The 16166-nt window shown below is 47.8% G+C and carries 1 protein-coding gene (cut by a window edge); it reads left to right on the top strand.

All coding sequences use genetic code 11. From position 1 onward, the window contains the following. On the top strand, positions 1 to 16166 hold part of the coding region annotated (locus H8K55_RS15920) for a tandem-95 repeat protein (protein WP_186943053.1) (this coding region is incomplete at its 3' end). 17536 nt of the annotated region lie to the left of the window's left edge; 16166 of 33702 annotated nt are visible.

Here is a 16166-nt window from a genome sequence, read left to right as displayed (position 1 = left end):
CAGTCCAAGCAAATCCGAAGGCGCTTGTTGGTGCAACGATCGATACGCGTGCGCGTATCCTCTTTGATGACCTGCCGCCAATCGATAGTGAGAAAAATTCGCTTAATCTCGATGCAAAACCGCCACAAACAACATTAACAGTCACCTCCTTGCCGAATAATCGTGCCAACGAAGTGAGCTTGAATGTCAAGTGGCAATCGAGCGATGATGCCAGTGGTGTCAAGTATGTCACGCTGTATGTAGCAGAAGATGGTGGTGATTTCCATATCTGGCAAAAGCAGATGACAACTGCCAATGGTCAGTTGGTGTTCACGGGCACGGCAGGTCATACTTACGAATTCCTTGCAGCGGCTACCGACAGCGCTGGCAATCGTGAAGCGACAACGATCGTCAATGCCGTATTACCAGACGATGGCGGTAATGCCGTGAACTTAGGGAACAATCAAACCGTACAAACGAGTGCCGAAATGCCGGCGGCACCGCAAGACCGAACCTACGTCAGCAACCCTCTCTTCCAGACTGCATTACAAGGAACACCGGGTACTATCATCGCCACCCAGGCGGGGGATCTGCAACAGGTAGTCTCACCGATGACGGTGCGAGCATTCGCTGATGGTTTCTCTGGTAGTCAAGGCGATATAGGCGTCTTAGCGATGGTGCAATTGCCGGACGGACGTGTGTTGGCAAGCGCTGGCGCTGGTCGCAACGAATTATTCATTTATGGTAAGGATGGTGGTCACAACACGACTCCGTTGGCCTCTTTAGATTCGCCCATCTTGGATATGGCGGTCGATCAATTAGGTCAAGTTTGGGTGATGACGGGCAATGAGCTTTTGTTGATCGACGCCCAAAGTGGGTCTAATGTAGCGATCATTAGTCGCCATCAAGGACCTAGTGGCAATACCTTAACGCATGCCTTGGCAATCAATCCGGATAATGGATTGATCTATGTGTCGTCAGGTAATGGGATTGAAATTTACAATCCACGTGAAACCAATGCTGGCAAAGCGTGGAAGCACTTCTCCAATACCAAGGTTAGCGATTTAGCCTTCGGTACAGATGGCCGTCTATGGGCCGTACGCTGGACGGATGGACAGATCGATTCCTCTTTGCCAACCGTCACGACGGACATTATTAGTTTCCCCATGTCAGGTCGTGAAATAGGACGTCCACAGTTGGAATACCGTATCGCTGGAAATATCGATAGTATTAGCTTTGGTAAGACAGGGTCGACTTTAGCAGGCCTGTTACTGGCCAGTACCAGCCCTATGCAACGTGCGGTCAATACCAATGCTGCCAATGCTACGCCACACAACACGGGTGTTTGGATGATAGAGCTGCAAAGCCATCGTCTCTTGCAAATTGCAAGTGGCGGAACGCGTGGTGAATCTATTCTAACCACAGACGATGGTCGTATCCTCGTTGCGCAAACCTCGCACATCGATGAGATCGCCACCCTGAAACCACCCCGTATTCTTGCCAGCACCATCCCAGATGGTGCGATGATTCCAATGCCGTTGAATCAAGTGGCAATTAACTTTGATCAGGATATGTGGGTAGGTGAGAACGGTGCGGATCCAGACGATGAACACAGCGTCCTCAACCCACTCAACTACACATTGCAGGCGACAGGTGCCAATAGTAATCTGACTTTGCATCCAGTCTCCGTGACATGGAATGCGGCGACGCGTTCTGCGATTGTAGTTTTGCCTGAACTGGTCGCGGGTGCGTGGAGTTTACAGGTATCGCCACAAATCCAGAGTAGCCACCAACTTGGATTGGATCACGGCTATATCAGTAATTTCACGACATTGCTCAATTTTAGTAGCAATCTCAAACTGAGTTTCAACAATACCCGCGCAAATCACGCCACGGGTGAAGTCAGTTACGACATTACCATTCAAAATGTGGGGAGTGATGATTTACGTGGCCCGATGACTTTGCTGCTCGATCCAGGTCAATACTTTGGTGGCGCGGTTGCCCCATCTACGCTCGGAAGTGGCGCACAAGCGGGATTGTGGATGATCGATCTCAGCGCTGCTTTGGCTTCTCAAGGTGGTATTTTACGCGTTGGTGCGACCGTTGCTAATCAGACGATTACGGTCAGACCTGCCGCTAATATGGTTAGCACTGATTCCGTCGGTCAATTGGTTAAATTCAATATGGGACACAGTGTTTATGCTGTTCCTTTTGTGAATCAACCACCAAGTTTGAAAATTGCAGGATCGAATTCGACGACGACAACTGCGTCTATTGATGCTGCGGCATTGGCTAGTTTGCTGCAAAGAATGCATTTAAGTTCACAAGATGCATTGACTGCATTGATTTTACAAAAAGACTTTTCTGATGTTGAAACTGACGCTGATCTCTTAGCTGTCATGGGACTACCATCAACGCTTCCTGAGGCAGAGTTGACAGCCTTGTATGCAGTCATTAACACATTGTTTACAAGTCAAGGAACTGATACTGAACCTTCTATCGTATTTGGTAGCGCTGCTGTAGGAACACCATGGACAGGAACATTGGAAGCCAGCGATTCTGACGGGACTAAGTTTTTCTGGCAGATTGTGAAGGCACCGTTAGGACTTACTTTGACACCGAGTGCAACCGTCAATCCTGCAACGATTGGTTATACGAATACGGCGACCTTACAGTGGACGCCAAGTAGTCGTGATTTGATGAATACCGAGGTTGTGATTCGTGTTCAAGATAGCCGTGGCGGCGTGTCGTTAAAGACCTTTGTGATTCCTGTCAATGGAGGAAATATCGCACCAGTAGTCAATACTGGTAGCAATATCACGCTGACAGAAGGGCAATCCCTTGCTTTACCGATTAATGTATCAGATGCCAATGGCGATACTTTGAGTATCAGTGTTCGTAATTTACCGGCTGGTGCAAGCTATAACGCTAGTACGGGCATGTTGAACTGGACACCTAGCTACGATCAAGCAGGTGACTACCGCAATGTCACCGTCGTTGTCAGCGATGGAAAAGCTGTCACGACACACAGCTTCGATATCCGTGTTCAGCAGGGCTACGCAAAACCTGTCTTGGTGATACCTGCGCAACAGCAATTGCGCGAAGGTGATAGCTTTAATATTCAATTGGGCAGTAGTTTGCCTGGTGCCGTTCACCATGCAGGTGAACCCGCCAGTGTCTATCATCAGGCAGATGGTACGGTCGTGACCTTGACCTATTCGGCACCTTGGACTCCTGCAGGTGCAAGCTTGAATGAAGACACAGGTTGGTTTAGCTGGACGCCTGATTACAATCAGCACGGCGTTTTCAGTATTCCAGTCACAGTCACGGCCACGTATGTCAGAAATGATGGCACTGAACCGATCACCACAGAAGTCACACAAAATCTACAACTCAATGTTCTGAACAAGAACGGTGCTCCGGTATTTGCTCCGGTAGAAGCATGGCATATTACGGAAGGTCAGCCATTACAGGTCAGTGTGTTTGCTTATGATCCAGATAATCCAGATTTTGAGCCAAAAATTCGCCTCACGCCACAATCGCCTCTGAGTGAAGGTAATGGTATCTCCCCTGTGCGCTATCATGTTGCTGGTTTGCCTGCAGGCGCGGTGTTTGATGAAGATACCTTAGAAATTCGGTGGACACCAGGTTATGCTCAGGCGGGTACTTATAACGTTGTTGTCACCGCGACTGATGATGGTAATGGCACTGGAATTCCAGCTTTCAGCCAAATCACATTAGCCATTATTGTAGATGAAGCTTATCGTTCACCTGTTTTAGCCAATATCAGCAACGCCACGATCGGTGTGGGTGGTGTCCTCGATATTCCCGTGGTAGCTGCTGATCCGGGTGGTCAGGCAGTCACGTTGAGTGTATTAGGATTACCAAGTTTTGCGACATTCATACAAACAGGCACAGGTGCCAACGCACAGGCACAAATCCACTTTGCGCCGGGAACTTACGATCGAGGTGATTACACGATCACAGTGATCGCTGTCAATGACGGTGGAGGCGACCCAAGCAAGGCACTGGCGACCTCAACGAGTTTCGTACTCTCAGCTACGAGTCTGACGCAAGCACCGTTGGTCAATGTACCAGCGCGTTCAGTGGCGGTCGTTGGACAAGAGCTACGTATCCCCATCATCGCCACCGATGCCGATCAAGATACCTTAAGTTACGATGCCCAAGGCCTCCCCAATGGTGCACGGATTGAACAAGATCCACAGTATGGACATGCCTGGATCGTGTGGACACCTACTGCTGATCAGTTAGGCAATCATGACGTCAGTTTGCAAGTGACTGATAGAGGCTTACCACCGCAAAACACCGGCGTTGATTTACCTGCCAATTTTGTGGCACAGCCAAACACCGTTTCAAAAGACGTTCGCATTGTGGTGCGCGCAAGTAATATTGCCCCTGATGTTTTAGGGGTGCAATCGAGTGGCATGACACAAATTGCCAACGTGCCAGCAAGTGTTAATACCCCAGCAACAACGGTGTTTGCCGCGTCTGAAGGTGTACCAATGAATGTGACGATCATTGTACGAGATAGCGACTTCGACGCAATAGATTGGACTGTTTCGGGCATGCCATCCGGTATGTTGATGGAGCGCACCAATGTGAGCGACGGGCAATCGAAACTCGTATTGCGTTGGACACCAGGCTTCTATGCCGCACAGACAAAAGGTGCTAATACCATCGGTACAGATCCTATGGGAACTTACCGCATCGTATTGCGCGCAAGTGATGGATCAAGCGTTGCCTTACAAAATATTGAGTTACACATCAATAACGTCAATCAGGCCCCTCTGGTCACACCGATGCCTATTCAAATTGTGCATGAGGGCGAGACTTTAGGTTTTGTTCTACATGATGTGGATCCTGATAGTGATGCCATGAGCGCCAGCTTGCTGCGCGATGCCAACACGCCAGCAGGTGTCTATTTTGACGAACGTACAGGCATGTTCGAATGGACGCCAGATGCGAATGTGGTCAACAATCTTGCCAACAATAATGGCGTATTCACTTTTAGATTCTCGGTAAGTGACGGTCAACTCAGCACTATCAGCGAAGTCAAAGTGCGTGTGCTCGATGTCAATCGTGAGCCACAAATCAAGGTCAACAACCATGCCTTGATCGTCGGTCAAAACTTCAGCATCCCGATCATTCGCGCTTCCTCTTTGAATCAAGCAGGTAACGCCATTGCGGTCAGTGATGCAGACGGTGCAGCACAAACGGCAGCATTGAGCGTAAGCTTCGATCACATGCCAGAAGGCGCAAGCTACGATCCTCTCAGTGGCGATTTCCATTGGATACCTGGCCCAGGTCAGATGGGTGACTTCGTTATCTATGCACATGTCAGTGACGGTAAAAACGTCGTCACAGAAAGCTTCACGCTGCGGGTAGTGAGTGATGCCAGCGGTAATCAACCAAGCGCCTTGGTCGACCTGACACCATCGACTCCAGTTCTGCCAGGCCAGCGCGTGTTAGCGACAATCCGTGCGAATAGCTATGGCGCAATCAATACCGTACAAGCACAATCCCGTACGCAAAACATCGATGCCATGACGGGTGCAGTCAGCTGGAACGCATGGACCAATGTCAGTTTAGATGCCAGTGGTCGTGTCTATGTCACGCCAGAGCATGCAGGATTGATAGAGTTGCGCGTAACCGCCACGGATATTGATGGATTTGTAGGCACTACCGTACAAACCATTCGTGTACGCAATCCGCAAGACAGTACGGCACCGACGCTCACATGGGGTGGTGCTTTACAAGGCAGTTCTAGCGTCACCATGCCGTTGACTATTGCGCAATTGAGCAGTATTCAAGCCCGCATTAGTGAAGCTCAATTGATGGGCTGGAAGTTAGAAATCGCCCCAGCAGTTTCTTTTGGTGTTGGCGTACAAAGCAATTGGATGACGGTTGCCCATGCCAACACCGAAGCCATGGCTCAGAATGGATTACTCGACGTCGGCAGCATAGATCCCGCCATGTTCGCCAACGGCAGCTATCAGTTACGCTTGAGCGCATGGGATGTATCGGGACGAACCAGTGAAATCACCAGCCGTCTCGTGATCGATTCTGGTAACAAAGCCTTGAACCAGGCAAGTGCAACAGACGCCTTGTTCCAATTGGGGAACCATCAATTTGCCCTCAACCGCAATCTTGATTCCGGCAGCCAAGTTGCCACATCTGCCAACGCACTTGGCAATTGGAACCTCAGTCTATTTGATACCCAACTAACACATGACCAGATCGTCCAAGATGGTTTAGGAGCGTTCGCGCCCTGGAACCAAGGTGCACGAGTCTGGTTGCAAGTGCCAGCATTCTTGACGGTAGCCAATACCAATGCCAATACTGCGCTGAAAAACTTAAGCTTCACGTTGACCACCAGCAAAGAAAAAATGGCCAGTGGTAGTAGTGCAAGTTCGGCACCTAGCATCTTGCATCCAAGCTTTGTCGCCAATGCTGCCAGCCAAGGCTGGACACTCGTTGCCACGACGATAGACACCCAAAATGGGCTCACTGTTGAGTCTCCCGCTTTACAGGCACAAGGTAGTCGTCTGTATGACCAAAATACTGGTCTACCATGGCAGCCACAGGCCTACACGCTAACGGGACCAGACGGCACACGTTATCAATTAGATGCTAACGGCAATATCCAACGCATCGATTTCGCGGATGGCCAACAATGGCAAATCAGTGACGCAGGTGTGGCCTTAGTCGGTAGCCCAGCAACGCGAGTCAACTTTATCCGTAATGATCAAGGTCAAGTCATTCAAGTCAATGGTCCAACTAGCGGCTCAAGCAGTGGCTCGGCTGGTGCAAACAATCATGGTGTAGCAATCGCCTACCGTTATGACGCACAAGGACGTTTAATCTTAGCCCGTACTCTAGGCAGTACCGATGCGGGTACACAAATCGGCTACCACCAAGACGGTAGCCTGATTGCTGACACCATCACGGCCAATTTAGGTGCCATGGTCAATTGGGTCAGCAATGGCGGTGTTGCCCAGCCAAGCAATACTTGGAGTGGTGATCTCATTGCAGGTAACGCCATCAACTTGGCGTATACGATTCGTGACAGCGAATTGGCGTCCAGCATTAAAGTGGCAGGTGCGACAGGTAAGATTCTTTTAGTGGTTGAAATCGAAGGCGACGATGTCCAACTGCAAATGACCGATGCCAGCTTGTTGGGACAAACACGCTCAGGCAACCGCACAACCAGCATCATTGCCATCACAGAAGCAGGCTTGAAATTACTCAAACTCACGGGTAGTGGTCACGCCGCAGTCAAGGTGAGTATGGCAGGTGACCTCAACCATGACGGTAACGTCGATGGTGTCGACAGCGCCATGTTTGAACAAGCCCTACGCGACAACGATGCAGCGGCAATTCGCCTTGCTGATATTGATGGTAATGGCGTGTTGAATGCGACCGATCGCCAAGAGTTGTATGCCAACTTTGGCGTTCGCACCAACTTTGCGCCACAACTGAGTTCAACTGCAACGCCAGATAAGCTCAATACGGCAGTCAAAACCCACACAGATTTATCTGGCAGCGTGGCGCTCAATCAGTTTGTCAAAGATACAGAAAATGACGTGGTGTTCTGGCGCGTGATCGGTGCTACACATGGCACAGCCCGCTTGGCAGCCGATGGGGTGACAGTCTTGTTTACACCCGAAGTGGGTTATGCGGGTCATGCCACGATCACGGTACAAGCCGATGATGGCTTTGCGGTAGGTGCACCGATTGAAATGGGCGTGAATGTTAGTGGGGCGAAGTTGGTTGCTTTGCATTTGGCAGCTCTTCCGAATCTGCAGGTAGGACAAACCATCGCTTTACATGCGACAGCAGATTTTGAAGATGAGGCAGGCGTAAGCTTGGACGGTAATGCAGGCTACCTGCAGATCAGTACACCAGAGATCGCCTCATTGGGTTACGTAGGGCCAAACGCCATTAATGTTAATACACAAGATGGGGTAACGACCGTACATGCAAATGCAGAAGGGTCTGCAATGATTCAGGTGAGTCATGCAGATGGGGCAGGGCATACCATTCAGACGGTTTCTGCGTTTAACGTCAACCCAGCAAGTATCGAGGTGATAGGTGATGAAAGTGATGGAGAACAACTAGAGCCTTTGGTATTCGCACCGAATCTTTATCCAACCACACTGGCTTTGGTGCCGGGTGGATCACGTCAGATCAAAGTGTTGAAGGATGATGGTTATGCGCAAGCGATTTATGAAGCCTATCCAACGGGAACACGTTATGTCAGTAGTGATGAGTCTGTTGCGACAGTTAGTGCAACGGGTGTCATTACTGCCTTGCGTCGTGGAACTGTGACAATCAGCGTGATTCATCTAACGACAGCGCTTGATGAAGACCGATCCATTATTCAGCAAGGCCTTGGACAAAGTGACATTACACTCACGGTAGAAACTGCGCAATTGAGTGAAGATCAAGATACAGGTGCAACACGTGGAGTCGCAGTAACGGCTGCCCATGGCGGCGTTGTTTCTAGCTCTACGGGAGAGACTGTACAAATTGGAGCAGGTGCTTTGGTTGAAAATGTCAATGTATCGATTAAACGTATTGATACGGAGCAATTGATTAGTATCACAGGCATTGATATTCCTGCATCGAATATGTTGCAAGCGGTCGGCGCTTTCCGTCTTGATATCGGTAGCACAGATACTCGATTACCAATGCAACTAGCAATTCCAGTTCAACACAATATGGCAGTTGATGCAGGCGAAGAAGTTTGGTTCCTGCGCAAAGGTAATTTCCCTCAGCCAGATGGCAGTACAAAACTAGTTTGGTGGTTAATCGATAATGGTGTGATCGGAGCAGACGGCATTGCCCGCACTAGCAGTCCGCCTTACAACGGCCCCGATGAATCAGGCGAGTATGTTGTCCTGAAGCGTATTAAAGGTATTCCATTTAAAGACAAATTTGAACTCATGAATGGCTGGAGTGATATGGTCAATATCGGCGGATTAGCATTCGCCTATGAGAACGAAAAAATGAAGACCGCGATAACCTGCGATATGATCGGCATAGTTGCGTCAATGTCCGAGCAGGGAACAGCAGTGAACTACCATCTCGGGCAACCGCAGTTTGCTAACTTCACTCTTCCAAAAGTAGCGAACGGCGACACTATTATCGTAGACATTGGAAAAATTGCGCCACCGGTAGGTATTGGCGATAACAGAGTCGTTGTACCCAATATCACGAAGGCTGAATTTGATGACGCGACGGCGCAACTAAAATTTACGATTTCAAATCCTGACCCTGGACAAAATATTGGGAAAATCGTAGCTCGTGCTGTTTTTTCTGATGATACGTACGAAGACGTACAGACATTCGGAGGGGAAGTTCAGGGAGTATTGAACGTTCAAGTACCACCAAAGTTTGCAATTGGAAGTGTTCGCTGGCAGCTTGTCAGAGTAATAGATAATATTAAGGTAAAAGGAAATGGTTCGCTAAAAAAGGGTGAACCATCCGAATTTTACGGAAATAACGTATTGGTAAGCCCCAAGCCTGATATTGGTGCTGCCTTAACTCGAAGAGGTGTTACCTTCTTCAGAGAAAACAAACCTTTCGGAAACGAAGTGGCTCTTGTAAGCATGTTAGGTTCTAACGAATTAGATGGTACTTACCAGATTGGTACGAAAGCTCAACCTTTAGCATTTTCGGGAGATTTAAGTAGACTGTATGTTGGTGGTAAGGGGCAGATTTATGTAATCGATACAATTAGTCGAAAACTTATTGATACCATAACTATTGATGGTGGACAGAGTATTGTAAGTTTGGCTGCAGTGGGTAATTTATTAATTGCAGGCGAAGGCAGTACTGCAAGTTCTGGAAAGAGCAATGCTCGATTAATTGCAATAGATCTTACGCCGAAAAAAGAAAACCCATTTAGCGTAAAACCTAAATTTGTCGTGTTGAAAGGATCTGGTGTCGAGAATAGTGCCAATGGTGTTGCCGGAATGGCAGTGGGGCCAGACGGTAGAACTTTGGTTGTTGCAGTTCCAAAAGATCGAGCCTCTGTTGCATTAGGCAATGTGAGTAAACGCGGCGATCTCTTTGTTTTTGATCTTGATTCACTTAATCTAAAGACGGGTAAGATAGATACACCATTTATCGTTCCTTCAACTAGCGACAACATTAGCGGAAAGTTTCCGCAATCGATTAGCGCGACTTCTGACCCAGATCAGTTCTTAATCAGCAACGTACTTGACTACAATAAGGGGTTGGCGACCTTAAAATTGACGCGAGGTGAAAAAGGCAAAATAACGCAAGCTGTGATGACGCCAATTTCAATGGGGCAAAAACGTATTTCTGTCGATAGGTTAGACATTCAACGCGCGGACAGTGCAGTATTGATCGAAAAAGACGGTGTGCAATATGCCATCGTTGCTGACGATAATTTGAACTTTAATGATCCATACTACCGTGCGATGTTTGAAGCTCCCATGTTCCTATTTACACCAATGGGACCTCCGATTATGGTCGGTGGCAGCGTAAGCGCTAAGAAGGTTGCCGTTGGTGGGAAGATTGGTATTGTGCAAGACCCTTTTGGAAAGAAGGGGGAGCCCAAGTATCTTGGCGCTACATTACCATTAGATGGCTACGGAATTCGAGGCCTCAGCCTTTCTGAAGATGGAAAAGTTTTGCTTGGGCAACTGTACGGTAAATTTGGTACTGACAATCCTAATATCTCAAAAGATCATCAAACCCATGTGTGGAACGTAGGTGCTTTGATCGATGCGGCCTTAGCGATGACGGATAAAGATAGAGAGATTCATCACATTAAATTTACTGATCAACGAGATGAATCAATTTTCAATGAACAACGTATTGAGGTTGGTTCTTACGCACCTGCTGGGACTATTTTTGCGCATAAAGGTGTAGGAGTTACAGATACCAGTGGTATAGAAAATGATAAGTATATCTTGCTTTCCGATGATAACGTCGAGAGCTCTCTGCCGACAAATAATACAGACCCTGAAATATTTCTTGATGATTTGCAAAATGCGTCAAATACTTCAAGTTCAAGCGCTTCATCGCCTACGCCTACGCCTACGCCTGCACCGGTGCCTGCATCGGAACCTGCACCAGAGTTGAAAGCAACAAACGAATTTTTAACTATAAAGAACTCATCAAAGGTATCTATATTTGTCAAAGTTGTAGTTGCACCAAATAGATTTTTGCAGTGGGTTGATGATAAAGGTGTGAGTCATTCATCGGATGAAAAGAAAGAAAATGTTATTTATGAAGAGAAAGAAATCCTTGCCAATAGTGAGTTGAAAATCAAACTTACGCCTGATTTAGGGAAAGACAAAATTTTATCCAAGACACTTCAGCAATTTTATGATGCGGAGATGATGATTGATGATGCAAAAATTCAAGTCTTTGGAGTGACGAAAGGTGTTGCGACAACAAAGCCAATAGCTGAGAAGATCGTAACGTATATCGCCGATTTGACTGACGATTCTCGAAACAAATTACTTAGTTTCATGGATACCGTTCCAGGGCAGACGCGAGAATTGCGAGTTTTTAATCCCAAGAATTATGATTTAAAAATTGTTGATCCGAAAAACCGCTTTAGGGTTGGTACAAGCAATAAAGGCATCACGAAACTTGAATACACACCAGAGTCTCCGTACAAAAAAGGTGCTGGAACTGATACAGCTATGTTAGAAATTCGTCGTCCATTGGATGATGAAGGCAATAAATTGAGAGTTGAGGCGTTAGAAAAATACACACTTCAAGGAACAGGAATGGCACCGCGTAGTGTGGATGTGAATTTGGATGAAATCTGGAACTCCCTAGAAAAGTATAAAGTAGAGTTAATGAAATGGAAGGCGAACTCGAAGTATGCTTTATGGGATTTGGATGGCGTTAAGGCGACAAAAAATCTTCAAGGTGGCACCAATGGAGAGGACGGAAATCCGTTAGATCCGAAACTGGGAGGCCTGTATCAGCACTTTATCGATAATTTTGGAACCCAAAAATGGGATAGTAAAGCGAAGGCTGAATTCCAAGCAGGAATGGAAGCTGGTTTGAACGAAATTTATAAGGACTTTAAAAATCGTAACAGCTTTAGTTGGAATTGGGGTGCGGGATCAAGTTCGTCTTTTACAAAAGTGAAGGTTGAACAGTTTACCTTTGCTCAAGCAAAGGCTAAATATAAATCCGATCCGAACATGAAAATCCAACTACGTCGTGATGTCGCAGCGGCGCATGCTACAGCAGGGTATGTTCCTAGTGTAGTTAGAAAATTGATCGATAATAACTACGCCCCCTTGAAAAGTTTCGCGCCATCTCAACAAAGGTACGTGGTGCAAAAGTATATGCATGACTATGGGCCGCAAAAAGAAGTCACTTTCGTTACCGATGCACATTTAAGGCAGACAGCTGCGAGTACGTTCCGTGAACTTGGCATGGAATTTGGTACCACGTTGGCGCATGAGACTGCACATACATTGGGTCTTGGCGACGAATATAAGCAAAACACCGGTAGTGCAAATTTTGGACCAAGTTTTATGCGAGGGGTGAAACCAAAAGGCGGAAATGTTGCAAGCGACTATCAGATCAAAATGTTGAGTTGGTCGACAGGTGATGCGTTGTATGATTCGAAAAATGCCACTGTAGAACTTAAGAATATGGATGCATATTTGAAACACCTCGTTGCAGTACTGCGAGCACAGTTTTCACCACAGCAATTTCCAGCTGGCACCACGGGGCCAGCAACACAATTAGTTCCCAATCTTGAAGGTGGAGGTTCATACGCGCCCATTTCGGAAGAAAGTGTTGAATTAACTTTTGCAGCTGCAAAACTATTTTGGTTGAGAGCGGGTATCTCACAAGAGGTTCTTGATGGTATCCGTTTTTCTGTTGCGAAATTACCGGAAGGGGTTGCTGCATATTCACAGGATGGGAAAATATTCTTGTCGGAGAACGGTGCTGGGTGGGGATGGTTTGTAGATCAAACACCTCAAATTAGTGAGGAATTTAATAGTCACGAGAGCGCTACTTCATTTACATCTAATCTTGGTAGCGATGCATTTGGAAAAATCGATTTGTTAACTGTTTTGGCACATGAACTAGGACATGTTATTGGACTTGGGCATGATGTTCAGTCGAATGATCTTATGAATGAATATTTGGTGCCCGGTACACGCCGACTTCCTTCTCAATCCGATATCGAGGGAATATTTGTTGAGCTACAGGCTAACACTCAGAGTGAGAGTTTTGAAACTTTGGTCCAGAGTGGTGGAGTTGAAAACCATGTATTGTCGCAAAGACAACCTGCAAGGTATGTCAGAGTGATGAGTGAGAATCAACCTGGAGGTCTCGAAAATTGGCAGGCACAAGGCAGTATCACGACTGATCATGGCACTATCATTCTTGGTGAAAATGATCAAGCTGATGCTCATTTGACGCAATCATTCGCAGTCCATCAAGGCGACCGCTACCTAAGCTTCACAGTTGCCAACAATATGCAAACCAATGGTGTCGATGAAGACGGTTCTGAGTTCGGTCCAGACGATGCCTTTGAAGTTGCGCTGTTGAACGCGAATACTGGTCTGTCAGTTGCGGGTACGAATGGCTTGACGCATAGTGACGCGATTTTGAATATTCAGAGTGATGGCACGGAGAATAAGTCGAGCTCGATTCGCAAAGTTCATAATGCAGATGGCACGGATACTTACTTCGTTGATTTGCAGCAGGCAGTGAATGAAAGCCATGGTTTGGTGACAGGTACACCAGTTACCTTGTCCTTCGATTTGATGGGCTTTGGTGCACAGGGTAGCCGTATCTCCTTGCGCGATATTAAGTTGGTGCAAGACCCAGTTGCTTTCGATGATGCGGTGAATACGAATGAAGATGTCAGCACGACGATCAACGTGCTGGGCAATGATTTGCTCGGTGGAGGTGTCGATCATACTGCGGCACAATTGGCGATCGTGAATCAGCCAACTCACGGCAGTATTGTGGTGAATGCTGATGGGACGATCAGCTATACACCTGCACCGCATTTTTATGGGGCAGATAGTTTCACCTACACCACCACGGTCGATGGTCGCCTGTCGAATCAAGCGACCGTCACGCTCAATGTGCATCATGTGAATCACGCTCCGGTGGTAACAGGCGATAGCTTGGCGATGACAGTGACGGCTGGCAAGGGGGCGGATATTCATCCATTAGACCTGAGCCAAGCGAGCGATATAGATGGCGACGTCTTACATGCCGTCATCGATACACCGCCAGAGCATGGTAGTGTGGTCGTGAATGCAGATGGTAGTTGGACATATACCGCGAATGTCGATTACGCTGGTACGGATAGTGTCAGCTTCCACGTGGTCGATACGAATACGGATGGTAGCGGCGTCAATGCAAGTTCTGCGATGGTAACGCTCCATTTCACGGTAGTGCCAGCGAATACGGCACCTGTTGCGAACAATGTTCAATTGGAACTGTTGGAAGACGGCAGTATCAACATCAACTTCGCCAAAGCGGGATTATTCGGTAGTGATGCAGAAGGTGATGCGTTGATAGCGACGATCACGGCGCAACCAACACACGGAAGTTTGATTAACAATGCCGATGGTACTTACACCTATGTACCCGCGCAGAACTTCCATGGCGACGACAGTATCCGTTTCGTATTGAATGACGGTAAGCTTAATTCACAAGAAGCGACTATCAGTCTGCACGTAGAACACGTCAACCATGCAGCGACTGTTTCAGACAGTATTGTGGCTTTAGATGAAGATACCAGTGTCAACATTAATTGGACGAATAAAGTAATTGACGTCGATGGAGATGCAATCAGTGTTCGTATCGTCACGCAAGCTGCACATGGCACGGTGACGGTGAATGCCGATGGCACTTTCACCTATACACCAGGGGCGAACTACAATGGCAACGATAGCTTCACCTATGTTGTCAACGATGGTGCAGTTGATTCGGCATTAGCGACAGTGAATCTGAATGTGGCTGCGGTGAATGATGCCCCCGTTTTGGGCAACCAAGACTTCACGCTTGCCGAAGACACCGCAGTAACGATCTTGCCATTTGTCACGGCGAACGATATTGATGGTGATGCATTAACCGCTCGCATCGTAACGCAACCAGCTCACGGTATGATCACAATCAATGCCAACGGCAGCTTCACGTACACGCCAGCGGCGAATTACAACGGCGTTGATTCTTTCAGCTATGTGGTCAACGATGGTACGGTCGATTCAAATGAAGCGACTGTGAGTTTGACGGTCACTGCAGTCAATGATGCGCCGACCTTGAGCAATCAAGCGGTGACTTTGGCAGAGGACAGCACCATCACAATCTTGCCATTCGTGACAGCGGCAGATATCGATGGAGATGTCTTAACGGCTCGCGTAGTAACGCAACCAGCGCACGGTACGATCACGATCAACGCCAACGGCAGCTTCACATATACGCCAGCTGCGAACTATAACGGCACTGATTCTTTCAGCTATGTAGTTAACGATGGCACGGTCGATTCAAATGAAGCGGCAGTGAGCTTGACAGTGACAGCAGTCAACGATGCACCAATCTTGAGCAATCAAGCGGTGACTTTGGCAGAAGACAGCACGATTACGATTCTGCCACTCGTCACAGCGGCGGATATTGATGGTGATGCATTAACGGCTCGCATAGTAACGCAACCAGCACACGGTACGATCACGGTCAACGCGAATGGTAGCTTCACGTACACGCCAGCGGCGAATTATAACGGTACTGATTCTTTCAGCTACGTGGTTAATGATGGCACGGTCGATTCAAATGAAGCGGCAGTGAGCTTGACAGTGACAGCAGTCAACGATGCACCAACCTTGAGCGATCAAGCGGTGACTTTGGCAGAGGACAGCACCATCACGATTCTGCCATTCGTCACAGCAGCAGATATCGATGGCGACGTATTAACGGCACGTGTCATAACGCAACCAGCGCACGGTACGATCACGATCAACGCGAATGGTAGCTTCACGTACACGCCAGCGGCAAACTACAATGTTGTTGATTCCTTCAGCTATGTGGTCAACGATGGTACGGTCGATTCAAATGAAGCGACTGTGAGTTTGACGGTCGCTGCAGTTAATGATGCACCGACCTTGAGCAATCAAGCGGTGACTTTGGCAGAGGAC

The sequence above is a fragment of the Affinundibacterium flavidum genome (assembly GCF_014284175.1).
Classification (GTDB): domain Bacteria; phylum Pseudomonadota; class Gammaproteobacteria; order Burkholderiales; family Burkholderiaceae_D; genus Undibacterium; species Undibacterium flavidum.
This window is presented reverse-complemented; position numbering and strand designations above follow the sequence as displayed.